The 22,835-nt window shown below is 29.8% G+C and carries 23 protein-coding genes and 1 riboswitch; of the genes, 13 read left to right on the forward strand and 10 right to left on the reverse strand.

Features of this window, described 5'->3' with window-relative positions; all coding sequences use genetic code 11:
* Positions 1 to 35: 35 nt before the first annotated feature.
* Complete coding sequence (locus ACJDUH_RS04170) at positions 36 to 1,577, reverse strand: serine/threonine-protein kinase (RefSeq protein ID WP_406763897.1); 1,542 nt, start codon at positions 1,575 to 1,577, stop codon at positions 36 to 38.
* 217 nt (positions 1,578 to 1,794) lie between these two features.
* Here ACJDUH_RS04170 and ACJDUH_RS04175 point away from each other — a divergent pair, with 217 nt between their 5' ends.
* Entirely contained in the window at positions 1,795 to 2,454 is a 660-nt protein-coding gene (locus ACJDUH_RS04175; protein WP_406763898.1) for an RsiV family protein, read from the forward strand.
* Between the two features lie 18 nt (positions 2,455 to 2,472).
* Here ACJDUH_RS04175 and ACJDUH_RS04180 read toward each other — a convergent pair whose 3' ends face one another.
* A complete protein-coding gene (locus tag ACJDUH_RS04180) occupies positions 2,473 to 4,167 on the reverse strand; it encodes a M3 family oligoendopeptidase (protein WP_406763899.1) in 1,695 nt (564 codons plus the stop codon).
* Positions 4,168 to 4,307: 140 nt separating this feature from the next.
* Between ACJDUH_RS04180 and ACJDUH_RS04185 the strand changes: the two genes are divergently transcribed.
* Entirely contained in the window at positions 4,308 to 4,805 is a 498-nt protein-coding gene (locus tag ACJDUH_RS04185) for a TspO/MBR family protein (RefSeq protein WP_406763900.1), read from the forward strand.
* A 164-nt stretch (positions 4,806 to 4,969) separates the two neighbouring features.
* On the opposite strand, the gene ACJDUH_RS04190 is transcribed toward ACJDUH_RS04185, so the two are convergent.
* Complete coding sequence (locus ACJDUH_RS04190; RefSeq protein WP_406763901.1) at positions 4,970 to 6,259, reverse strand: hypothetical protein; 1,290 nt, start codon at positions 6,257 to 6,259, stop codon at positions 4,970 to 4,972.
* A 312-nt stretch (positions 6,260 to 6,571) separates the two neighbouring features.
* On the opposite strand from ACJDUH_RS04190, the gene ACJDUH_RS04195 reads away from it, so the two are divergent.
* From ACJDUH_RS04195 to ACJDUH_RS04225, 7 genes are all read left to right on the forward strand, one after another.
* Positions 6,572 to 6,715: a hypothetical protein gene (locus ACJDUH_RS04195; protein WP_406763902.1), complete on the forward strand. Its 144-nt coding sequence runs from the start codon at positions 6,572 to 6,574 to the stop codon at positions 6,713 to 6,715.
* Positions 6,716 to 6,912: 197 nt separating this feature from the next.
* Positions 6,913 to 7,311, forward strand: a complete 399-nt coding sequence (locus ACJDUH_RS04200) for a hypothetical protein (protein ID WP_406763903.1) — start codon at positions 6,913 to 6,915, stop codon at positions 7,309 to 7,311.
* A gap of 146 nt (positions 7,312 to 7,457) precedes the next feature.
* Complete coding sequence (locus ACJDUH_RS04205) at positions 7,458 to 8,975, forward strand: hypothetical protein (RefSeq protein ID WP_406763904.1); 1,518 nt, start codon at positions 7,458 to 7,460, stop codon at positions 8,973 to 8,975.
* A 19-nt stretch (positions 8,976 to 8,994) separates the two neighbouring features.
* Positions 8,995 to 9,885 carry an ATP-binding cassette domain-containing protein gene (locus ACJDUH_RS04210; RefSeq protein ID WP_406763905.1) on the forward strand — a complete coding sequence of 297 codons (891 nt, stop codon included), beginning with the start codon at positions 8,995 to 8,997 and terminating at the stop codon, positions 9,883 to 9,885.
* Positions 9,886 to 9,994: 109 nt separating this feature from the next.
* Positions 9,995 to 10,627, forward strand: coding sequence for a hypothetical protein (locus tag ACJDUH_RS04215; protein WP_406763906.1), 633 nt, complete (start codon positions 9,995 to 9,997; stop codon positions 10,625 to 10,627).
* 70 nt (positions 10,628 to 10,697) lie between these two features.
* On the forward strand, positions 10,698 to 11,660 hold the full coding sequence (locus ACJDUH_RS04220) for a threonine ammonia-lyase (RefSeq protein WP_406763907.1): 963 nt from the start codon (positions 10,698 to 10,700) through the stop codon (positions 11,658 to 11,660).
* Between the two features lie 102 nt (positions 11,661 to 11,762).
* A riboswitch (Lysine riboswitch) is annotated at positions 11,763 to 11,936 on the forward strand.
* Positions 11,937 to 12,067: 131 nt separating this feature from the next.
* Positions 12,068 to 13,423 carry an APC family permease gene (locus ACJDUH_RS04225; RefSeq protein WP_406763908.1) on the forward strand — a complete coding sequence of 452 codons (1,356 nt, stop codon included), beginning with the start codon at positions 12,068 to 12,070 and terminating at the stop codon, positions 13,421 to 13,423.
* Positions 13,424 to 13,461: 38 nt separating this feature from the next.
* Here the strand turns inward: ACJDUH_RS04225 and ACJDUH_RS04230 are convergent, their stop codons facing one another.
* Together ACJDUH_RS04230 and ACJDUH_RS04235 are read right to left on the reverse strand one after the other, a co-directional pair.
* Complete coding sequence (locus ACJDUH_RS04230) at positions 13,462 to 13,734, reverse strand: spore coat protein (RefSeq protein ID WP_406763909.1); 273 nt, start codon at positions 13,732 to 13,734, stop codon at positions 13,462 to 13,464.
* Between the two features lie 53 nt (positions 13,735 to 13,787).
* Positions 13,788 to 14,012 carry a hypothetical protein gene (locus ACJDUH_RS04235; protein ID WP_406763910.1) on the reverse strand — a complete coding sequence of 75 codons (225 nt, stop codon included), beginning with the start codon at positions 14,010 to 14,012 and terminating at the stop codon, positions 13,788 to 13,790.
* A 335-nt stretch (positions 14,013 to 14,347) separates the two neighbouring features.
* Here ACJDUH_RS04235 and ACJDUH_RS04240 point away from each other — a divergent pair, with 335 nt between their 5' ends.
* Complete coding sequence (locus tag ACJDUH_RS04240; protein WP_406763911.1) at positions 14,348 to 14,614, forward strand: hypothetical protein; 267 nt, start codon at positions 14,348 to 14,350, stop codon at positions 14,612 to 14,614.
* Between the two features lie 151 nt (positions 14,615 to 14,765).
* Here the strand turns inward: ACJDUH_RS04240 and ACJDUH_RS04245 are convergent, their stop codons facing one another.
* From ACJDUH_RS04245 to sigI, 4 genes are all read right to left on the reverse strand, one after another.
* On the reverse strand, positions 14,766 to 16,895 hold the full coding sequence (locus ACJDUH_RS04245) for an SPFH domain-containing protein (protein ID WP_406763912.1): 2,130 nt from the start codon (positions 16,893 to 16,895) through the stop codon (positions 14,766 to 14,768).
* A gap of 227 nt (positions 16,896 to 17,122) precedes the next feature.
* On the reverse strand, positions 17,123 to 17,536 hold the full coding sequence (locus ACJDUH_RS04250) for a bacteriohemerythrin (protein WP_406763913.1): 414 nt from the start codon (positions 17,534 to 17,536) through the stop codon (positions 17,123 to 17,125).
* A 201-nt stretch (positions 17,537 to 17,737) separates the two neighbouring features.
* Positions 17,738 to 18,562 carry an anti-sigma factor domain-containing protein gene (locus ACJDUH_RS04255; RefSeq protein ID WP_406763914.1) on the reverse strand — a complete coding sequence of 275 codons (825 nt, stop codon included), beginning with the start codon at positions 18,560 to 18,562 and terminating at the stop codon, positions 17,738 to 17,740.
* A complete protein-coding gene (sigI, locus tag ACJDUH_RS04260; protein ID WP_406763915.1) occupies positions 18,555 to 19,238 on the reverse strand; it encodes an RNA polymerase sigma-I factor in 684 nt (227 codons plus the stop codon). Before sigI ends, ACJDUH_RS04255 begins: the two co-directional genes overlap by 8 nt.
* Positions 19,239 to 19,805: 567 nt before the next feature.
* Here sigI and ACJDUH_RS04265 point away from each other — a divergent pair.
* The 3 genes from ACJDUH_RS04265 (at position 19,806) to ACJDUH_RS04275 (ending at position 22,014) form a co-directional block, all read left to right on the forward strand.
* A complete protein-coding gene (locus ACJDUH_RS04265; protein ID WP_406763916.1) occupies positions 19,806 to 20,348 on the forward strand; it encodes a nucleoside-triphosphatase in 543 nt (180 codons plus the stop codon).
* Between the two features lie 30 nt (positions 20,349 to 20,378).
* The gene (locus ACJDUH_RS04270; protein ID WP_406763917.1) at positions 20,379 to 21,659 is read left to right on the forward strand and encodes a D-serine ammonia-lyase; all 1,281 of its coding nucleotides are present in this window, start codon (positions 20,379 to 20,381) and stop codon (positions 21,657 to 21,659) included.
* An 85-nt stretch (positions 21,660 to 21,744) separates the two neighbouring features.
* Entirely contained in the window at positions 21,745 to 22,014 is a 270-nt protein-coding gene (locus ACJDUH_RS04275; protein WP_406763918.1) for a late competence development ComFB family protein, read from the forward strand.
* Positions 22,015 to 22,163: 149 nt separating this feature from the next.
* Here the strand turns inward: ACJDUH_RS04275 and ACJDUH_RS04280 are convergent, their stop codons facing one another.
* Complete coding sequence (locus ACJDUH_RS04280; RefSeq protein ID WP_406763919.1) at positions 22,164 to 22,703, reverse strand: amidase domain-containing protein; 540 nt, start codon at positions 22,701 to 22,703, stop codon at positions 22,164 to 22,166.
* Between the last annotated feature and the right edge of the window lie 132 nt (positions 22,704 to 22,835).

Consider the following 22,835-nt stretch of genomic DNA (forward strand, 5'->3'; position numbering starts at 1 on the left):
CAGCAATATAATATATACATTGCTGTGGATTTTGTTTATTTTACATCTATAAACAAATTTACCTGTTTCTCAATACCATAATTTATAGAGGTTTTAAAGCAATAGCTGCTGCCTTCAAAATCAAAATCATTAAAATAAAGTTTTATATTCTGGTTGCTATTTTGTGAAACTAATATGTTACCTGAATCATTTATTGATGGATAAAAGGCTACATTATTTCCATTTTGTAAAGAGGCATTACTTAAATTCATGCTTATATCTTCGCTTGTTTTATTGCTTATACCTATATCCAATATAGAAGTACTGTTTAATAACTCTATGCTGTTTACAGTAATATTTATTTTAGAATTATCAATGGAAGCCTTGGGATCTAAGGTAAAAAGGAGGTGAAAGTTCTCAATATTAGGTTTAGACTTATCCTTATTTTTACCTTTACCTTTTCCATTACTATTATTGCCTTCGTTATTATCATTATTATCATTACTTTGAACATCATTAAGAGTAGTCGGACTATTTTTGTATAGAATTCCTCTAGTTATAATATCTTTATCTTGAACTGATTTAGTATTTTTTGTTCCATTATTAGACTCAGCTATGTTGGCTTTGTTACCAGCATTATTTGCTGAGGAGCTTTTAAGATTCTTGGTATTTAATAAAAAATAGGTAGTACTTAAAACTATAATTAAAAGCAAAATTCCAGCAAAAAGTATTGGAAGCTTCTTATTATGCTTAGTCTTAATTAATTGAGTTTCTAAAATGGTCTTGTCCTCTAAATTAGGAGGAGAAATATATTTAGTTTTTATGTAATCATCCATTAAAAGCATTTCCTTAAACTCAGCCATGGACTTAAAGCGATTTTCAGGTATTGCAGCAGTGGATTTATCTATAAGCTTAATTAACTTTACATCTTGGATTTCCCCCTTTTCAAAAAGAGTCTTAACATCTTCAGATGACTTCAATGTTTTTCCAGAAGCTAAGTAATAAAGGGTAGCTCCTAAGGAATAAATATCCGTTTGAATATTTGATTGAACGTTATATAGCTGTTCTGGAGCCATGTAGCCCTTAGAACCTAACAGCAAAGTATCCTTATCTTTATTCTCTTTGTAAGTCCTAGCAATTCCAAAGTCAACAAGTACAACTTTTCCATCCTCTTTAATCATAATGTTTGAAGGCTTTAAATCCCTATAAATTATAGGAGGAGTAAAGCTGTGAAGATACTCTAAAATATTACATAGCTGCAGTGCAATGGCTTTAACGCTTTCTGAAGCTAGTGACCCCTTTTCTTCAACTAAATCCATTAGATTCTTACCATCTATGTAGTCTTCAACCATGTATAAATTATCATTTTCATAGAATATGTCTATTATTCTTGGAATTCCAGGATGATTCAAATTTTTTAAAATGTTAGGCTCTGCTAAAAAGTCTATTTTATCCTTCCATTCACTTAGAACTTCCTTAATTGCCCAAAGATTACCTAAGCGATTATTTCTGCACAGATATACTACGCCCATACCGCCCTTTCCTAGAATATCTATTATCTCATATTTTCCATCCAGGATATAACCTGCATTTAGCATTGTAATCACCTCAAATATATTACAAAGTTCATATAAAAGTGTATAGTTAAAAAGAAATTTTATCTACAGGAAATTTATAGTATAAAAAGTTACAACTTATTCCACATTTGAATAATATAAATAATAAGGACTGGAATATAAATTTATATAGGGAATATTTTATTGTAAATGAAAATATAGAAATATTATAACATATTAAGAAAGGAGTTGGACTGTATTGGGACAAAGAAGAAAACCTGCGGTGATTTCAGATGTAAAAGTAGAAAGCCCTGGTCTAAATCTCACATATCCTAAAGTAAGTGAGCTAAAGCATAAAAGCGCTGAAGCCGGAATTAATAGATATATTAAGAAGGAAGTCCATAGAATACTAAAGGAAAATGGCTATGGAAGTGATGAAAATAAAAAATTTACTGGAGGATATTTAGTTAAGCTTAATAAAAGAGGAACTTTATGTATTATAATGGAAATTTTTATTCATATAAAGGGTGAAGCAAGGGGTACAACTATTAGAAGACCAATTAATGTAAGCTTGAAGGATTCTAGAGTCTATCACATTGATGACTTATTTTCTAGAAGGATTAAGAAATATAAATTTATAGGTATAATTAATGAATTTATTAAACAGCATATTAAAATGAAAAATATAAATCTTACAAAAGAATTTGAAGGGATTAAATCAGATCAAGACTACTATTTAACTGAGGACTCTCTGGTAATATTTTTTGAAATGGGTGAATATACAGCAGTTGAATTTGGATTTCCAGAGGTTACTATTGAGTTTTCAAGTATATTAGACATTGTAAATAATAAAGGACCTATTGGAAGATTGTTAAGAGATAATGATGATAGTATAAATGAAGAAACAGCAGACGAATAATTGTCTGCTGTTTAAAATTTAGAGTTTTCTATCATCAATATTATTAAGATAAGCTTCTATATTGCCAATAACTGAAGCAATGCAGCCATTTTCAAAAGGGGAAACTAAATCAGCAAGTTTAACTAGTTCTAAAAATGATGCACTTCCACCAGCCTTACATAGTCTTAAATAATCAGACCAAGCCTTTTCTCTATTTTCTGAGGCCTTATTAAAAAATTGGAAGGCACAAATTTGGGCTAAGGTGTAATCTATATAGTAAAAAGGTGATTCGAAAATATGTCCCTGCTGATGCCACCATCCGCCTTTTTCAAGGTATTCATTTGTTTCATAATCTCTATGAGGCAAATATTTCTTTTCAATTCTTCTCCAGGCTGCTTTTCTTTCCATAGGAGAAGCATCAGGATTTTCATAAACAAAATGCTGGAATTCGTCTACGGTAACACCATAGGGTATAAATAACAGGGCTTCAGATAGATGAAAATATTTATACTTATCTACCTCTTCCTTAAAGAATAAATTCATCCACGGATAGGTGAAAAACTCCATACTCATAGAATGAATTTCACAAGCTTCATAGGTAGGAAAGTTATATTCTGGAGTTTCATAATTTCTGCTGCTGTAAACTTGAAAGGCGTGACCAGCCTCATGAGTTAAAACATCAACATCACCAGAGGTTCCATTAAAGTTTGAGAAAATAAAGGGAGCTTTGTATTTGCTTATATAGGTGCAGTAGCCGCCTCCAGCCTTACCTTTTTTGCTTACGAGGTCCATTAAATTATTTTCTACCATGAAATCAAAGAATTCCTTAGTTTCAGGGGAAAGCTCACTATACATTTCCTTGCCTGAGTTTAATATGAATTCAGGATTACCATGAGGCTTAGCATTCCCACTATTAAAGCAGAATTTTTCATCATAATATTTTAAAGAATCAAGGCCTAGCCTTACTCTTTGTCTATCTCTAAGCTTTGTAGCTACAGGAACTATATAGTCTTCTACCTGCTTTCTAAAGTTAGCTACCATTTCAGCATTATAATCTGCCCTAAGCATGCGGGCATAGCCAAGCTCCACAAAATTTCTAAAACCAAGCTGCTTAGCTATTTTATGTCTAACTTTTACAAGCTTATCATATATGCTATCAAATTTTTCTTCATTATCTCTCATGAAGCTGTACTTAGCTTCACTTGCATTTTTTCTCATAGCTCTTTCTGTAGACTGCATAAAGGGGGATAGCTGGGATAAGTTTCTCTCCTCACCTTCAAACATGATTTTTGCAGAGGCTATAAGCTTTGTATATTCGCTGGAAAGCTTATTTTCAATTTGTAAATCTTCTATTATTTCAGGAGAAAATGTTTTAAGTGTCAGCTCAGCAATTGTAAAAAGCTGTTTTCCCCATTTATTTTCAAGCTCTTTTCTAAATTTAGAATTAATAAGAGCTCCGTAAAAATTTGATGTTAGACCTTGATACATTGGCATGGTTTCATCAAAATAATCCTGCTCTGCATCATAAAATTTATCAGTGGTATCAATAGTATGTCTTATACTTACGATTTGAGCCATTGAATCAAAATCACTTCTAAGCTTTGTTATTTTCTCCATTATAGAGTCCTGCTCTTGAAAGCTGCCTGCATTATTAAATGCCTTAAGAAGTGTGTTAAAATTCACATCAATTTTCTTTATATCCGGACGAATGTATTGATAATCATTAAATTTCACTTTAAGCACCTGCCTTTAAAAATAAATTATATTACAATTATATGTTTCTTAGGATAATTTTACAATATAGCCTTGGCTATAGCATAATTTTTATATTTGCATCCTATATTAAAATAGAGTAATTAAAGGTGGGAGAAAGTTTGGGATTTTTTAAAGTCAAAAACAAAAGGAGTTTATTAAGTCTTCTTATAATAATAGTATTTACAGAATCAGCTTTAATATTAAGCGCTTATTTAGCTATATTCAAAATTAATACCTACAGTAATCTAGTAAAGCCTGTATTTGCACCTCCTATGTGGGTATATGCCGTTATATGGCCATTTGTTTATCTTGTTATGGGGTATGCAGCCTATAGAATATGGATGCTTAGAAAGCAGGAAAAATATATAGGAAGAGCTGTAAGGCTATATTTTATTCAATTATTTTTAAACTTCATTTGGCTAATTATATTCTTGAGATTTAGATTGGTGGGACTTGCTTTTCTCATGCTTATGCTGGCAATTGTATTTGTGATGCTTACAACCTTTGAATTTTTCAGGCTAGACAAATTAGCTGGCTTAGTTATGATACCTTTTATAGCTTGGCTCTGCTATGCTGGAGTTTTAAATTTTTCCTTTTGGATGCTGAATAATATGTAAGATCATTTACTGAATGTTGTTGCTGTATAATAATTTTTCAGATATTTCCACTACAATTAAATGAAAATTTAATTATACAGCAGTTAGTTTAGATTTACTTAATTATTATTATTTATATGCTCTTTATTATACCTTAGATTATGGAAATTCAATGATTGTCATTCTTAAGCTACAATATTTCTTTTTCCGTTAATTGATTTATAATGATTTAGCTTTACTAAATAAAAATCAGATTTAGTAATATTATATAAGTCTTCATAAACTATGACTAGATCATAGCTATAATCTTGTGATATAAAATATTTCTGACATTTTATTAGATAATTTTTAGCTTTATTTAAGTTATTTACCATACAATATGTATGACCTATCATAAAATAAACACAATTTCTATACACATCGGTAAGTTTGCTAAATTCAATATTTGTATATAAGTCTAATATTTTTTCAAAATCACCAAGATTGAAATATACAGCCATTTCCTCAACTAAAAATTTGTTCATTAAAATCATGTTATAAATAAATTCAGCTTTACATATTCTTATTGTATTTAGTGCTTCAGAATATTGCTTAGAATACCTTAAAATATTTAAATAGTTGATATAACACCTTCCAACCTCTTCAGCATTTCCAGAATATTTCAACAAATAAATACTCTTGTATATATGTGCTCTTGCATTATCATATTTACTTATATTGTAATAAGCTTTGCCTAATGACCAATGAATATAAGGCATTACTGTAATATTTATGTTTTCTTTGCTTAAAGTGGTAAATTGTTCAAGCACTGAAATAGTTTTGTTAAATTCATCTAAGGAATTCAAAACATAACCAAGATTATTATTTATATAATAACTTATTGTTGAAGTTAATTGATTATACTCTAAAAGATATTTTTTAGCTAGATAAAGATATTGCTTTGCCTTTAAATAATTAGAGTTCTGTAACATTATTTTACTAATAGTATTTAGAGAAATAGAAAAGTTAATTACCTCTGCTTCTTGTATATTAGTTGAGCACTTTAGGTATTTATTTATATATTTTTTTAAAAGTTTAATTGAATTATTATAGAGGCCTAAGTTGTAATAAGACATACCTACATAAAAGTCTTTATAAGAATCTATAAGTCGTACATAGCTATTTGAACAAAATTCATATAATTTTATAATTGCATTATATCTGCAATTATGATACAAATTTGAAATTAGAGAATCATTAGAAACCAATGTGGAGCTATTTTTAGGTATAACATAATCAAAAGAATTAAAAAAATAATTTATAGGTATATTTAATTTTTTTGCTATATATTCTATTTGACTTATGCTAGGCACAATAATATTGTTTTCAATTTTACTTAATATAGTTCTGTCCATATAGTCTCCACAAAAGTCACTTTGTGTAAGTTTTGCTTTATGCCTTAGAGTCTTTATAATAATACCTATATTCTCAATCATATGTTCCTCCAATATTTTTTAATAGTTTAAGTTTATCAAAAAAAAGTCTGAATGTTAACATTTGTTAAGGATTTTTTGATACTATAAAATATTTGCATGCTTTGTTTAATTTATAATTAAAATAAATGTGCAATATATTCACAAATATTTACTTGATAAATACTAATGGTATTATCTTTATGATTTATAGATATTAAACAATATAAATTTACAAAAAGAGCTATAAATTGATATAAATACATAATTTAAAGGTTTATGGTGTACAAGCTGTATGATACATTTATATTAAGAAAATTAATAGGAGGAAAAATTATGAGAAAGATTTTATATTTAATTTTAAGTTTAATAATATTTGTTAATTTTGGAGTAAATTGTGTAGTACATACCAATAAAAACTATGTAGTGGATGAACCCCCACATATATTCATAATATCTAATAATAATATTTGTAGTTAAAGCTATATGAAACAATTCAATTAAAAGATTAGTTTAATAATTATATATTAAAGTTCATCAGAAACAATCAATATATTTTATAGGAAAACTTTCTTTCAAAAATACTAATGAGATCAGGCTATTCAATCGTGAATAGTGTAATAGTTTATTATTGGCGCCATTTAATAATAAATATTAAATATGAAGGAAGTGTTATAATGAAAAAAAGCAAAATAATTACGAGTCTAGTGATAATATCTCTTGTTTTATGCACGGCAATTCCTGTATTTGCATCAAGTACAATTTCAAGACAATCTATCTATCTACAATATTCTAATACTTCAGCTTCGAATTGCGATTCTTATGTTACAGCTGTTAATACTGGAACTATACATGAAGATCACCTGGTTAGTTATGCCTCTCCGCTTACATTTAAAGCTAATTTAGAATTTAGAACTGCATGGTATAAACCAAATGATGTAAGAGATACATCTTACACTGCTAATGGAGGGTGGAACCAATCGTCCTGTAATGCTGGAGAACAATATAGAACTTATGTATATGTAACAGGTTATGATGGTACTTATACCTATGAAGATACTAATTATACAAATTAATAGTTATTGATTTATTTAAATAGTGGCAATCTATCAATATAGTTTGCCACTATTTATAAGAAAGTTAGGTGAAAGACTTGAAAAAAATTAATGCGTTAATTAAATATGAATTCATTAACATTAGAAGAGGCCTATTAATATGGATTATGTTAATAATTTATGCTTTTGGAATTCAACAGGTCTTAAGCAGTATGTTTACTTTTGGACAACATTCTCTAACGTTAATTGGTCTAATTAAAGATTCATGGCTTCCAATAAATTTTATTATGATTCCATTTTTGCTTATAAGCCTTAAAGTAGGAGAAAGTGAAAATGAGATTTTTAAATCCATGGACATCTCACCTAAAGATATTATATTAAGTAAATTAGCTGTTATGTTAATAATTGAAGGAATTATACTTGCTGCTAATATAGTTTTAGTAACTGTAGTAGGGGCTATATGTAAAGCTTCTATGGGATACTTTTTTTATCAAAGTACAGGATTTATTATAAACACTATTCTTACTCTTGTTGTTTGTAATTTTTTAGGGCTATTTATAGGACAAGTCATAAGTAAAAATTTTGGAGATATAATTGGATATATTACTGTTATAATCTTGTTTTTACTTCTATGCAATTTTTATAAACTCTCAAACGTTATTTTACCTCTTTTTAATATAAGAACTTTTCCAGGAAGCTTTGAAGTTATTAGTTATGATACAAGTTATGAATATCATATTATTTTTTGGTTAATATTATCCTTTACTATTTTTATAACACCCTATGTTTACAAATATAGAAAAATTAAAAGAAACAGACATTTCTTATTTAAAATTAGTGCAATTATACTAGCCCTGATATTATGTGTAGGTCTAGGTATAAAAATAAACTCTATGAAACCTAATCTTTATACTATTGGAGCAAGAAGAGAATTTGAATCTGGAAAAAATGAGTTTGATACATTTTTTGGTAATGTTGATTGCGGTTATTATATTGATAAATATAATATGTCTTTAAAGTTTGATAATAAATTAAAAAATGATTGTAATATGGAAATAAGAATAAATAAGAACGGAATTAGATCAGTGGAGCTAGGTTTATATGAGAAGCTAAATATAACTGATATAGAAGTAGATGGAAAGAAACTAAATTTTAATAGAAATAAAAATAACTTTATTGCAAAACTCAGCAGAGAATATAATAATGGAGATATATTAAACATGAAGGTTGCTTATGAAGGTGAAATTAATACTATATGGCTGCAAGGGAAAAAAATTTTCTTTCAAAGAAATAACGTAATGTTTCTAGCAGATGTGTTTGAGTGGTATCCAAAACTCAATGACAGCTCTGAAAAAGAATATAAACTCAGAATTGATTACAGTGGAAAAAACAAATTATATTCTAATCTAAAAGAAAACAACAAGGATGGTATATATAATTTTACAGGAAAAGATAAAGAAATCTTTTTAATAAGCGGAAATATGACCGAGAGAAAATACAAGAACTTTATATTTATTGGAAATGAAGAATATGTAAAAAGCAATGAACAATGTGACAGAGTAATAAGTGATATAAAAAGGGAAAATCTAACTAATGTTGAAAAGGTAATATTTTCACCTATTATTCCAGGGGGAACAAAGATGGAAAAATACTATGATAAAGATTATCTTTATTCATTTGATTAATTAGTGAGGGGCAGCGGTTATGAATAATTTAAAAGTTACTAATTTGAAATATAAATATGGAAAGACAGAAGCTCTTAAGGGTATATCCTTTGAGGTTAATGAAGGTTTAATAGGAATTTTAGGACCCAATGGTGCAGGTAAAACTACTGCAATGAAGTTAATAACAACTCTATTTTCGCTGCAAGAAGGAGAAATATATTTAAACGACATGGAGTATACGAAGAATTTAAAAGAAGTAAGAAGAAGTCTAGGTTATCTTCCACAGGACTTTACTACTTATGGTAATTTAAAGGGCAGGGAGTTTTTAGAGATTATTGCAAGCTTAAAATTAGACTCTAACAAGAAAAAAATTAGCAGCCATGTTGATGAAATAGTAGAAAAGTTAAATATGAATGAGTATATAGATAGAAAGGTTAAAGAATACTCAGGGGGTATGAAGCAAAAGCTGGGTTTTGCACAAGTTCTAACTGGAGATCCTAACCTCATAGTTGTTGACGAGCCTACCGTAGGACTTGATCCAGAACAGAGAAATACTATTAGAGAACTTTTCCCTGTAATAAGCAAAAATAGGATTGTACTTGCCACCACTCATATAGTAGAAGATATTGAGTATTACTGCAGCTACTTATTAGTAATAAAGGATGGAAAATTAATATATAGTGGAACAAAAGAGAATTTTATAAAGGAAATTGAAGGCACGTTATGGGAAGCAGATATGGATGCCGAAACTTATATTAAAGTGAGGGAAAAAAATATAGTAATAACCACTTTGCAGAATAAGGATTACTTTCATATTAAATATATAAGTAATGAAGCCTTAACTAATAATTCTGTATGTGCCAAAGTTAATCTACAGGATGCATATATTGCTCATAGCAATAGGGCACAAAAGGTAAATAGCTATGATTAAGTTTCATTTAAGGATTCTTAATAATATGCTTCTTAATAATTTATTATATATAATCTGCATTTGTGTTTTAGGAGTAAATATTATAGTAAGGTTAAAGCCTGAAATTATTGTGGGAAATGCAAGTAATTACAGCAATAATTTTATAACAAAGATAGTGCCGGTTGCTTTATTTAAGTTTTGTGATGTATATTTGCTTATTTTATTTATAATATTAATTTTTTTCTATATAGGCACAGATTTTAAAAACAGCATGGAAGAAATAAGCCTAGCAATTGGAGGATGTAAATCCAATAAATTTATGTTTAGAAAACTGATCTCACTATTAGTTGTTTATACTGTTTTATATTTAATATCCTTTACTAATATTTACACTTTGTATATAAGTAAAGTTGGTGGAATGGGTAATCTTATATCCATTAAGGAAATAATATTATATTCTTTGGTAACAAATGTATTTATCATTTCACTAAGCTTATTCATTATATATATTTCACGGGATATAGCAGTAAGTACTTCTATAATAACTTCTTATTACCTAATTGAGGAGGCGCTATGGAGATGTAAGATAACACAGACAAAGGGTATCCTTGGACATATTTATCAATATAGTGATTATGGAAAAGGTGAAATTTTAAAAGTTAAGTTATTTTATGTTTTTATTTCCATTATACTGCTTATATTTACGTATAAAATTTCAGAAAGAAAAAAATTTGTACTTGATCTTTTTCAAAATAAAGGATGAAAATATATTTTAAAATATTGCAAATTAATGGTAAAATAGGGTTATTAAAAGAATTTTGGGGGTAATTCTTATGGTAACTTTTGAAGATGTTTTATCAGCACGAGAAAGGATAAATAAATTTATATATAAAACTCCTCTTGAATTATCTTATAGTTTAAGCAATGAACATACTAAGATATTTTTAAAACTTGAATCACAGCAAAGGTTAAAAAGCTTTAAAGTAAGGGGAGCTTTAAGCAAAATGACTTGGCTTTCAGAGGAGAGTAGAACAGAGGGTGTCATTGCAGTATCCTCCGGAAATCATGGTGCTGGAGTAAGCTTTGCTTCATATATGTTAGGAGGAATAAAAGCAAAAATATTTGTTCCTAAAACTACTCCAAAGGCAAAACTCACCAAGATAAAGTATTATGGTGCAGAAGTAATAGAGACTGGGGAAAACTATGATGAAGCTCATAAGGAAGCTGAGGAAGCAAGAAAAAAAGAAAAGCTTACCTTTATTGACCCTTGCTCAGATATTCAAGTTATAGCAGGGCAAGGCTCTATAGCATTTGAAATACTTGATGAAAATCCAGATATTGATGTAATAATTGCTCCAATAGGCGGGGGTGGTCTTATTACAGGTATAAGTGTTGCAGCAAAGCACTTAAAACCATCGATTGAGATAATTGGTGTACAAACTGCCGCTTGTCCAGCCATGGTTGCAGCTTTAAGAGATAAGCAATGTTACTTCGATTATAAAAGTGAGGAATCTATCTGTGATGCATTAGTTGGTGGAGTAGGTGAAATTCCCTATGAAATGGCAGCTAAATGCATTGATGACATAATTGTAGTAAATGAAGAAACAATTAGAAAAGCAATTGTTCAGCTTATTGAAAAGGATAAGGTAATAGCCGAACCAGCGGGGGCTGCATCAGTAGCAGCAATCATTGAAAACATGGAAAGATTTAAAGGGAAAAATGTAGCTGTAGTAGTATCAGGTGGCAATTTAGATGAAAGGCTTATGTATGAGCTTCTAGGCTATAAATATAATTAATATTAAATAGAACAAACAAAAAATATGTCGTTTTATGTCTATTTAACACTTGACTAAGCTAAAGTATTGATGCATAATAATACATGTCAGTGAAAAGTTAATAACAAGGGTAGAGGCGCGAGGCTTAATAGTACTTCTGTGGAGGCAAGCACAGAGAAACAGCAGGAAAGGAAGCATCGCCGAAGCATACAGCTTATGCTTTAAAGCTGTATAGCTGGTTCTGTATATAATATGTACAAAACTGTCACAATTATATTGTGGAGAGCTATCATTCATGGGAATAAAAGTATGTGTTTTTTGCGTGTTTTAAGGCCTTGAGTGTTTTGCTCAAGGTCTTTTGTATGCTTATCCTAAACTTGTACAAGCTATTCTGGCAAAACTTTAAACTTTATTGGAGGCTAAACAATATGGAACAAAACACAAAGTTAAAGAAGGAATTAGGATTAGTAATAGCTACCGCGCTTGTTGCAGGAAATATTATGGGCTCAGGTATATTTATGCTTCCTGCCACCTTAGCATCAACCTCTGGACCAGGGGCAACCATTTTAGCATGGATTATAACTGGTTTAGGCTCAATCTTTTTAGCACTTTCCTTTGCAAGGTTAAGCAGAAAAATACATAAGACTGGTGGGCCTTATGAATATTCTAAATTAGCCTTCGGTGATTTCATGGGCTTCATAAATGCTTGGCTTTATTGGAATGGCTCATGGATAGGTAATGCTGCAGTATTAATTGCTGTAACCAGCTATGCTGGAACCTTATATCCCACTATAGGAAGCAATCATTTAGCTTCATTTCTATTTGCAAGTTTAATACTTTGGATATTTACATTAATCAATGTTATAGGGGTAAAACTAGCAGGTAAGGTTCAGACTACTATAACTATATTTGAAATTGGATTATTTTTATTTTTTATAATATCAGCTGCGCTTCACTTTAAAATAGGTAATCTTACTCCTGCATTTCCAAGTGGAAAGGGAATTAGTACATTGCCAGCCGCTGCAACGGCTACTCTTTGGGCTTTTATAGGCTTTGAAAGTTCATCCATAGCTGCTGGGGAAATCAAAAATCCTGAGAAGAACGTAGCTAGGAGTACAATAATTGGAATTTCTATAGCAGTGGTGATGTATATGGCAATTAATATATTTGCAATGGGTGCCATGCCACAATCTGCTTTAGCTAAAAGCAGTGCACCAATAGCAGAAATTTTGTCTCAATATTTTGGCAATGGAATAATTAAACTCATAACTGTTGGTGTTGTTATTTCTATATTAGGAACTACAATAGGGTGGCTGCTTTCTACAGCTAGAATAGCATATGCTGCAGGCAAAGATGGAATGTTTCCAAGCTTTTTTGCAAAGATAAGTAAAAATGGAACACCAAAGGTTTCTTTAATTGTTAGTGCAGTATTAGTAAATATACTTTTAGCTATGAATTATCAAAAGAGTTTAACAGCTGCTTTTAACTTTGTTATATTACTTGCTACATTATCATATCTGCCTGTTTATGCATTTACTGCTGCAGCCGATATGATGCTTATAGTTAAGAGAGAAAAGAACTTTAATTTTTTAAGTTTTGTAAAAAGTGCTTTTGTACCATTAGTTGGTTTTATATATGCTTGTTGGACAATTTATGGTTCAGGAGCAGAAACAGTAATGTATGGATTCTTACTTATGTTAGCTGGCATTCCTTTCTATGTATATATGGCCTTTAAAAATAAAGAAAAAATAAACAGTATAAGAAGCTATGAAAATGCAGCTTAAACATAAAGCAGGAGTTATTTTAAACTCCTGCTTTAAAATTATGTTAATTCATTAGCCATTGCAGTTACATCAGTTTTAAGTTTTTGAACATCTGCATCTGGAGCATCCTTAGTGGTATACCATCCCTTTTGTTTCATTGCATCAAAAACCTTATATTGTGTATCTTGAACATTTCTGAAATTATTTACTAAGGTATTTCTAAGATTTTCACAGGAAGACTCAGTAATTCCAGTACTATAAGCACTGACAACTTGTTTCTCAGTTGCTAGTAAATCATGCATTAAATCCTTTTCGCTTAATTTATTATTCATAAATTTATTCCTCCATATTAACGTTTTTCATTTTAAAAGTTATTGAAAAATAATTATTGATGTGAATCTAAATATGTTTTCAAACTGTCAAAGTTCTGTTTGTGAATTCTGCTTGCTTGAGTGCATAAATTCTTAAGTGATTGATCCGTACACATTTCTGCGTATTCATTGCATTTTTTAGTAAGTAGAGCTTCATAACCGATTTGATCTTGTATTACCTTTAAGTTATTGCTTTCAATTTGCTTATTTTGATTATTAGTTGCTGCTGTATTAGTCATTAATATTTCCTCCTTTATTTATCTTAAGGCAAATTCATGCCGACAATATTATTATTTGCATATAAAACTTAATTATGTAGAAAAATTAATAAAAGTGCTTAGCTTTAACCAAGGGTTAATGTCTTATAAGGTATTTGAAGTATAAAAATTATGAAATTATAAGGTATATTATACTGTTTTAAATAGTCATAGAAACTTAATGACTTGTTTAGAATTATTTAATACTTGTCCTACATATAATATGTTATAATAATTTCATCAATTATATATTTGAAAGCATTATTTCTATATTACTAAATAATTGCAGTAAAATATCTATAGGAGAGTGTAGTTAAATGTTTTTTATAAATAGAGGTAATTCTAGCTTTTTAATATTAGCGTTAGTTATTTTGGTTTTCTTAGTTTTAATTAATTTTCTGCCATATATTTTATTAATTGGCGGTATAATGTGGATTGCTAACTATGTTTACAAGAAGTTTAAAAATAGGAATCTAAGAAAAGACCCTAAGGTAGATGTGAAAAATGGCAGTTTTGACACAAGCAAGAATGATGAGTTTAAGACTGCAAATGTAATAGATGTAGAATATACTGAAGTGAAATAATGTTTAAAAGGATAGCCATAAAGGCTATCCTTTTTTGCTGCGCATTTTATATTAGAATATAAGTTATGCATTAAATTAATAAATATATAATTAAAAAAGAAAAGGTCACACTAAGAATTATAAATTCTATTGTGACCTTTAATTATTTTAATTACTTTTTAGCTTCTATATTGTTTGGCTTAATATTATTTAATATCTCTTTCCTTATTTTTTGTGACTCTGGAGAAAGCTCAGCTTCTTGATTGTTAGTTAAAGATAGTTTTTCGCTTAATAAAAGTGTTACTAGGCTTTCAAAGGCATTAGGTACACCCTTACCATCTTCTCCAGCTGCAGAAGTTATTATAGTCTTTGGAACTATATCTACCTTTGAGGTTTTAATAGCATCTGCAAAATTATTCATTACATCCTGAACAATCTTAAATTGTGAGCCACCATAAGCATTTACTTGTTCCCTTGCTGCTATAGCCTTAGAAATACCCACTCTAGCTTCTCTATCTGCATCAGCCTCACCAACGCTCTTAATTTTGAAAGCTTCTGCCTCACCGGTCTGCTTTAAGGTATAAGCTTGAGCTTCAGCTTGTTGTTTAACTCTGTAAGCCTCAGCCTCAGCCTGTTGTTTAACCTTATAGGCATCCGCTTCAGATAATCTTTGAATCTTTTCAGCATCTTGCCTTGATTTCATAAGATCTGCCTTACCTTGGTTCTCTTGAATTCTAATATTAATATCAGACTCAGTAAGAGAAGTCTGCTGCTTTGCTATGGCTTCAGCTTCTTTTAATTCCTTTTCCTTTTCTGCAGCCTTTTGTTGGTTTGCATAAGTTTCAAGCTGCTCCTTTGCTATTTGTCTTGAACGAAGCTGAGTTAGAATTTGTTCGATGTTGGTATCTGTCTTTGAACTGGTTGGAGTGCCTATGAGCACTTCCTCAAGCTCTAGGTTATAATGAGAGAATTTTGCTTTCATTTCAACTGAAGATTGATTTTGTATTTCATTTCTTTGCTGAATAAGCTCAATAAGTGTCTTTGTTTGACCAATATTTTTAAAATATGCAGAAACCATTGGGTCAAGTGTCTGGTCAACAAGCATCTTAATATCACCAAATCTTTGAATAACCATAGGAGCCTTTTTATAGTCAATGTGAAATACAACTGAAAGTGGTAATGATGGTTCAAATGCATCCTTTGTAATTAGGTTAACTTCCTTAAGGTTTTCATCATATCTATGATTTCCACTTTGATTACTTATCCATTTAAGGATTACATTTGTGGTAGGGACTTGAATAATGCTTCCTGCATAGGTGTTAAATGCGTATTTACCAGGCATTAATGGATCACTCCATACACCTCTGTAGCCCTTTTGAACTAACTCTCCATGCTTATAGTCATCTCCTGAACTATCTGTACCCTTAGCCCCTGTGTAAGAAACAACTACTCCAACATATCCTACTGGAATAACAGTCTTTTTAATAAATTCAACAGTAGCAAAAAGCCTGTTTATAAAGTAGGTACCATCAGCTAGTACTTGATATTGTCGACCTCTATAACCACCAGCTCTTAAGAATTTTTCTGGGTCTTGGAAGTTATTATGGTAATTTTCATCTGAATGTTCATCACCAACTGTAGGTGAAATAATGTTATCCTTACCGAGGGAAGGACCATCGTGAACAGTAACTATACCAACTAAGTCTGTTTCACCTTGAATAACTATTGGTTCAAAGCCATTTCGTTCTCTTATTTTCTGGGCCATTTCCATAATTGCCCTTTGTTCCGCATCATTGCCCATTGGAAGGTAATAGGTTTTGTTTTCTGTAATTATTATAAATTGTGCAAGGTTAAAGGCATAGGTACCTTCACGGATTATACCTCTTTGAGGACCCTTTTGACCTCCATTTTCAATAAAGGCCGTAACATTTTGGAAGTTGTTACATTCAGGTACAAGCTTACCTAAAGTCTGAATAGGCTCTAGTGGCTTGCCATCCCTTGCAAATACATAGGCAATTTTACCTTGAGGTATAGTAACTAAAGGAACTTTGTGAACTTTATAAATAAGCGGACTTAAAAAATGGATACCACCTCTGACTACTACTGGTTGATAACCAGCTTCGCCCTTTAAAGCGATGATCTGCTCCTTTAAGGACCCCTTACTTGACCACCATTTCTCAATAATAGCAACCTTATCATTTGGGATGATTTTAATACCAACCACCCAAAGTATAATAAGAAAAGCTATAATTATTATGCCAATCCTAATGAGCAAGGCTATTAATTCTGGACTTAAACTCATAGTTTTTACCCCCATCCATATTTTATTTTAATATTCATTGTACATTTATTATTATATAATATGGTATTTAATAACTCAATAACCGTTTTAGATTAAGATTTGATATGCTGGTTAGATTTTATTATAACTTACTAATTTATCGCAGATTATCATAAAATTGCTTCATAAATCGCAAGGGGGTAAAATCAAAAATGTGATTAAAAGCTGATGCTTTTAATCACATTTCTTTATGCTATTCCATTTTCGTTGAAGAAGGACTTATAGGACATATCTGTTTTTAAAATATGTCCTACAATCCAATCGAGGATAAAGGCAAGTATATTTGTCATAACAAGTTTTTGCTTGGTTTCTGCATCTATTTTTTCTAGTCTTAAAATTTCATTAATAAAGTTTTCATGTTCTTTTTTATGATTTGAAAAGTCAGCATAGTTAATTTTCATCATAAGCTTTTCTTCATAATCAAAGTGATATAGTGTATAGTTTTTTAATTCAATAAAAGTATTCATTATTTCATCATAATGATCATATCCGTCGTTTACCGCTAAAATAGAAGAAACTTTTTCTGCTAAATAAAATAGTTGTCTGTGCTGATTATCAATTTCAGCTACGTTTACACTAAACTTATCATTCCATTTTATCATGAAACCACCCCCAATTTATTACATAATTATACCATAAGAGTACAGCAATATAACGTAATATGTAGAAGGATTAAAAGAAATTTCATATCATGTCATATTTTCAAGTGAATTCATAATGATTTTACTGTAAATGATATTAACTTAATTGTAAGAAAAAAAGCACAACCATTTCGTTGTGCATTTTTTAATGTTTTGATCTATTTAATTTTGATCATTGTTATTACCGTTATGCTTATTGTCATTTTGGTTATTCTTGTTACTTGAATTAGAGTTGGAAACTTCTTTTGAATTAATATTTTTATTCTTATTTTTATTACTATTACCGTTATTATTGTTATTATTGTTATTATTTTGTTTGTTTGTATCACGGTCTTTATTATTACCATTTCCATTTTGATTGTTTTCAGTTTCCTTGAATTTTGGTTTCTTCTGATCTGAATTTTGGGATTTATCATTTGTTTTATTAATACTGCTTGTGGTAATGTTTAGTTTTATGTTATCAGACTTTGCTTTTTCCTCAAATTGTGAAATATTAAAATCATTAATAGACCTGCTGCTATCAATGTCTATATTTACTGTATTAGCATTATTGCTTTTATCTCCATTGATAAAGTTGTCTTTTTTAGCTTGAAGAACTAAAGTGTTAAGTCCATCATTTAAAGATTTATTTTGTACCTTAAGTTCTGAAAGTACCTTTTTTCCATCCTCGTTTAAGGGAGTTGCCTTAATTATTCTATTCCATCTATTTAGGTCTAATTTAATTGAAGGATTTATATCTACGACTACAGAAGCTACTGGAGTATAATAGGCGTAAGCTGTGCTGCTGCACAAAACTATAAATGTAAGTGTAGCGGCGGTAATTGCATATTTATAGAAGGGGATATCCTTAACTATCTGGCCAGTATAAACTTCCCCAACTTTTGGAGGGGTTTTACTAATCTTAAGTTTTAAAAACTCCCCTGAGCTTGTCATAACACAAGCATGATTTTTATTAAGCTGCATAACGATACCTGTATTGCTACTCATTTCTTTCACCTACCTTTATATTTAAATAGGACTTTATGTAAGGATAATCATTACTGGAGAGTATTAGGATTAGAATTAAAATATATCTTCTCCACTTTTCAATAAGCTTTCTATTACTACCTGTAAGAAGTATTATTTCTTTAACGGGCAGAAGCTTCTTATTCTTAATATAGTCTAAAATATGCTGTTCATTAACACATTTAAAAGCTATATTAAGTAGAGAATCTCTCGTATCTTTATGTGATGGAGAAGATTTTATTAAAGTACTAAAATCAAGCTTATATTCAGTTAGCTCCTTAGAGAATAAAGTTATTTCTTCGGATCTTCTCATATTTTCAGAATCTATATTATATTGAGTCATAGAGTTTTTATTATCTATAAAATCTTTAGTCTCATCATCTTCGTCAAAAACAACATAGGGAACCTTACTTGCCTTTCTAAAGTAATCAATTAATGCATTTTTAATAAGTACCTTGGCATAACTATAAAAGTTTCCCTTATTTTCATCATAGGTATTACAGGCGTTGTTAAAGGCTATTAGAGAGATAGAGAGTTCATCATCATTTTCAAAATACAGCTTTCTCTTACATATATTGTAGGTAGTATTATATATGAAAGCTTTACTCTGGGCTATAAATTCATCTCTGTTATTTTGAGATAGCTGCACTAATTCCATTAAATCACCTCTCTCTGAAACATATACGTATAATTGTTTATATTTAATAGGGTATCACATAAATTGTTATTTGAAAATTGTTAATGATTTCTACATAGAAGGTAATGAAATTTAATAAAGAAGGATGAAATTACAGAAGATTTAGTTTTCACAATTTTTGAAAATATTTCTTGACACATTTTAAAATTTATAATAATATATATATGTAAGCTGTTATTAAGCTTAAAATTGGTGTTTATTTATTAAATGAATGTGAATTTGAATGTGCAAAACCAAGAGCCCATCTGGAAACAGATGGGCTTTTAGTACACTTTAAATATTATATCTATATAATAGAAATTCAGAATAAAAGTGAGTTTATATATAAGATAAAAGCAGTTTTCATTGCTTTCTTTTTTTATTAACAAGAATTTAATTTAACCTTTTGTATAATACTTTTAAAAATAGTAAAAATATGGTACAATATGAGTACTGTTATTAAATAACTATTAAAATAAAGAAAATATAGAATATTCGGTAATATATTTTTTATGAAAAATTATTATGGTTTTGAGGGAAGTAAATAAAATGAGAAATATTTTAATTGTTGAGGAAGGTAGACAAGCTTCTGGGGAAAAACTTCTTGGTGAGATAAAAAAGATAATAAATTGCCCTATAGGTGGCTATTGTATTCATATTAAAAGGGATGAAGAAAATAATAAAATTAGAGAGTTTGATTTAGTATCCCTATACAGTAACGAAAAAGGGAACATTTTTTACAAAACAAATGATGCTGCAGGTACAGCTAAGTTTAATATAGAGGTTTTTAACACTAAGGGAGTGGAATTTTTACAAGAAAGTTTAAATCATGGAGAAGTATTGATTTTTAATGAAATCGGTTATTTGGAATCAAAGGCAGAAAAGTTTACAAGGGAAGTAATCAAGGCATTAAATAGTGAAAAGGTAGTTATTGCACTGCTTAAAAAAGTGAACTGCGATTATATCAATTATATAGCTGCAAGAAAAGATGTAAACATTTTTAATGTTTCAGAAGATAATAAGATTTATGCAAAGGAAGGTATAATTAAATTATTAAAAGAATGGGAAATACCAATTAAAAATAATGCTTAACATTTAATAAAGAATGAGGTGCTGCTAAAATTGTTGGAAAATGATAAAGCTCTTTTAAAGGAAATAATTAAATTAAAGCCAGTGCTTTGGGAAAATAGTAAATTGATAAAGTCTGAAGAAGCTTTAAAAAATATTGATGTAAGTATAGAAGAGATATATGAGGCAGAGGCAAGATTAGAAAGGTTTGCTACCTTAATAAGAAGATTTTTCCCTGAGACTGAAGATGGAATAATTGAGTCACCGCTTATGAAGATAGAAGGTATGAAAGAGAGTTCAGAGAAATGCTATAATTCTAATATTAATGGTGAATTATATTTAAAGTGCGACAGCCATTTAAAGGTTGCGGGCTCTGTAAAAGCTAGAGGAGGAATATATGAGGTTTTAAAATATGCAGAAACCTTATGCCTTACAAATAGAATGATAACAAAAGAATGTGATTATTCTATAATGGCAGAGAAAAGCTTCAAAGATTTTTTTTCTAAATATACTATAGCAGTAGGATCTACAGGTAATCTTGGCTTGAGCATTGGAATCATGTCTAGAGCCTTAGGCTTTAACACAGTAATTCATATGTCAAAGGATGCTAAGGAATGGAAGAAAAAGCTTCTTAGAGAAAAAGGTGCAGCAGTTATTGAATATGAAGAGGATTATTCCAAGGCAGTAGAAGAAGGAAGAAAACAGTGCAGCAAGGATCCTAATGCTTACTTCATAGATGATGAAAATTCCAAGGACTTATTTTACGGCTATACAACTGCTGCCTTAAGACTTAAGAAGCAGCTAGATGAGCAGAGCATTAATGTAGATAATAAGCACCAATTATATGTTTATCTTCCCTGTGGTGTAGGTGGTGCACCAGGAGGAATAACTTACGGTCTAAAAGCATTTTTTGGAGATAATGTTCACTGCTATTTTGTAGAGCCTACCCATTCGCCTTGTATGTTGTTAGGCTTAATGACTGAAAAATTTAGTAAGCTCCATGTAAGGGATTTTGGAATTGACAATATTACTGATGCTGATGGACTTGCAGTAGGGTCACCTTCAGAGCTTATTTCAAATATTGTTAAAGAATTAATTGATGGAGAATTTACCATAGAAGATGATGAACTTTATAAACTTTTGGCCTTACTTAAGGATAGTGAGGGAATAAAAATTGAACCTTCTGCAGCAGCAGGACTTTTAGGGCCTTTGCTAGTAAAGGCTAAAGATACCTCCACCCATATAGCCTGGGCAACAGGGGGATTATTTTTGCCGGATGATATATATCTAAAATTTTGTAATAAAGGTAAGAGTCTCCTTAATAAGAAATCCTAGTGTTCCTTATAAATAAAATACTTTTATGTCTTATATAAATATATTATAATTAATTTAAAACTTAGGATAAGTGGGGGGGAATTTTATGTATCATTTAAAAAACTATATGGAGATTTTAGTAGATGAAATATTACCAGGTATGTTAGTAAATGAAGAAGAAATATGCAAATGTGACAGATGCATACTTGACATAAAAGCTATAGCCTTAAATAGACTTACTCCAAAATATATAGTAAGTGACATTGGAGAAATATACAGAAGATATGACGATATAAGTAAGCAATTAGAAATTGATGTAATAGAAGCTATTATGAGATCTATTGAGCTTGTAAAGAAATTCCCAAGACATGATTAAATGGTGTAGAAGGAGTTTAATAAAACATCATTTATAAAAATTATTTTAAAACATTTTATTAGATTTTAAAAAAGAAGAGCCGTCTTTTAATACATCTCAAAGGTTATAATATTCTTACCTTTTGGATGAACTTAAAAGAGGCTCTTTTTTTAAACGCTGATTTTCAAATAATGATATTGTTTTACAGGCCAGGAAGTCCTGTATGGTATGTTTAATGCTTCAAAGGAATGATGAGAGACTAGGGGCATCCCTTCAGAAAAACCTGTAACAATTGTAGAATGAAAGATCATTCCATTATTATCTTCAAAAAAAATCACATCTCCAAGTTCCAACTGAGAGGGACTTTGTACTTCTAGTCCCTTAGGTCCGGCATAATTATTAGCCTTACCGATTTTTAAATACCAGTAGAGAGAATGGGCTACAGCCCATGAAACTGACCAGGTATGGTTTTTTGTATTTGTACTACCATTTCTATTGTACCACCAAGAGTGATTTGGCATGTAAGTCATAGGTGCGCCGCCAGCCCTTAGACATTGGGAGATAAAGTTAGCACAGTCTCCGCTTGTATCATTAATAAGTGGAAAATATCTATAATTTGGATTAGGACTTAATGCATAGGTTTGGGCATAGTTAACGGCATTTTCTCTTGAATACTTATTTTGCCTTAATTGATTGTATGAATTTACCACTTTATCACCTTACAAAGATTTATAATATTTATTTTATGTAATAAATGCAAATTTGAACTCTAAAATTTAGTAAAATATTAAAACCTGTAATATATGTTACGGATTTAAATAATAAACTTTGATAATATATTA

The sequence above is a fragment of the Candidatus Clostridium radicumherbarum genome, assembly GCF_045310525.1.
In the GTDB taxonomy this organism is placed as follows: domain Bacteria; phylum Bacillota; class Clostridia; order Clostridiales; family Clostridiaceae; genus Clostridium_AT; species Clostridium_AT radicumherbarum.

Coding starts and splice junctions, on each gene's coding strand:
- ACJDUH_RS04170 (WP_406763897.1), bottom strand. CDS start 1,577: ATGCTAAATGCAGGTTATATCCTGGATGGAAAATATGAGATAATAGAT.
- ACJDUH_RS04190 (WP_406763901.1), bottom strand. CDS start 6,259: ATGATTGAGAATATAGGTATTATTATAAAGACTCTAAGGCATAAAGCA.
- ACJDUH_RS04195 (WP_406763902.1), top strand. CDS start 6,572: ATGAGAAAGATTTTATATTTAATTTTAAGTTTAATAATATTTGTTAAT.
- ACJDUH_RS04200 (WP_406763903.1), top strand. CDS start 6,913: ATGAAAAAAAGCAAAATAATTACGAGTCTAGTGATAATATCTCTTGTT.
- ACJDUH_RS04205 (WP_406763904.1), top strand. CDS start 7,458: ATGTTAATAATTTATGCTTTTGGAATTCAACAGGTCTTAAGCAGTATG.
- ACJDUH_RS04210 (WP_406763905.1), top strand. CDS start 8,995: ATGAATAATTTAAAAGTTACTAATTTGAAATATAAATATGGAAAGACA.
- ACJDUH_RS04220 (WP_406763907.1), top strand. CDS start 10,698: ATGGTAACTTTTGAAGATGTTTTATCAGCACGAGAAAGGATAAATAAA.
- ACJDUH_RS04225 (WP_406763908.1), top strand. CDS start 12,068: ATGGAACAAAACACAAAGTTAAAGAAGGAATTAGGATTAGTAATAGCT.
- ACJDUH_RS04230 (WP_406763909.1), bottom strand. CDS start 13,734: ATGAATAATAAATTAAGCGAAAAGGATTTAATGCATGATTTACTAGCA.
- ACJDUH_RS04235 (WP_406763910.1), bottom strand. CDS start 14,012: ATGACTAATACAGCAGCAACTAATAATCAAAATAAGCAAATTGAAAGC.
- ACJDUH_RS04240 (WP_406763911.1), top strand. CDS start 14,348: ATGTTTTTTATAAATAGAGGTAATTCTAGCTTTTTAATATTAGCGTTA.
- ACJDUH_RS04245 (WP_406763912.1), bottom strand. CDS start 16,895: ATGAGTTTAAGTCCAGAATTAATAGCCTTGCTCATTAGGATTGGCATA.
- ACJDUH_RS04250 (WP_406763913.1), bottom strand. CDS start 17,536: ATGATAAAATGGAATGATAAGTTTAGTGTAAACGTAGCTGAAATTGAT.
- ACJDUH_RS04255 (WP_406763914.1), bottom strand. CDS start 18,562: ATGAGTAGCAATACAGGTATCGTTATGCAGCTTAATAAAAATCATGCT.
- sigI (WP_406763915.1), bottom strand. CDS start 19,238: ATGGAATTAGTGCAGCTATCTCAAAATAACAGAGATGAATTTATAGCC.
- ACJDUH_RS04265 (WP_406763916.1), top strand. CDS start 19,806: ATGAGAAATATTTTAATTGTTGAGGAAGGTAGACAAGCTTCTGGGGAA.
- ACJDUH_RS04275 (WP_406763918.1), top strand. CDS start 21,745: ATGTATCATTTAAAAAACTATATGGAGATTTTAGTAGATGAAATATTA.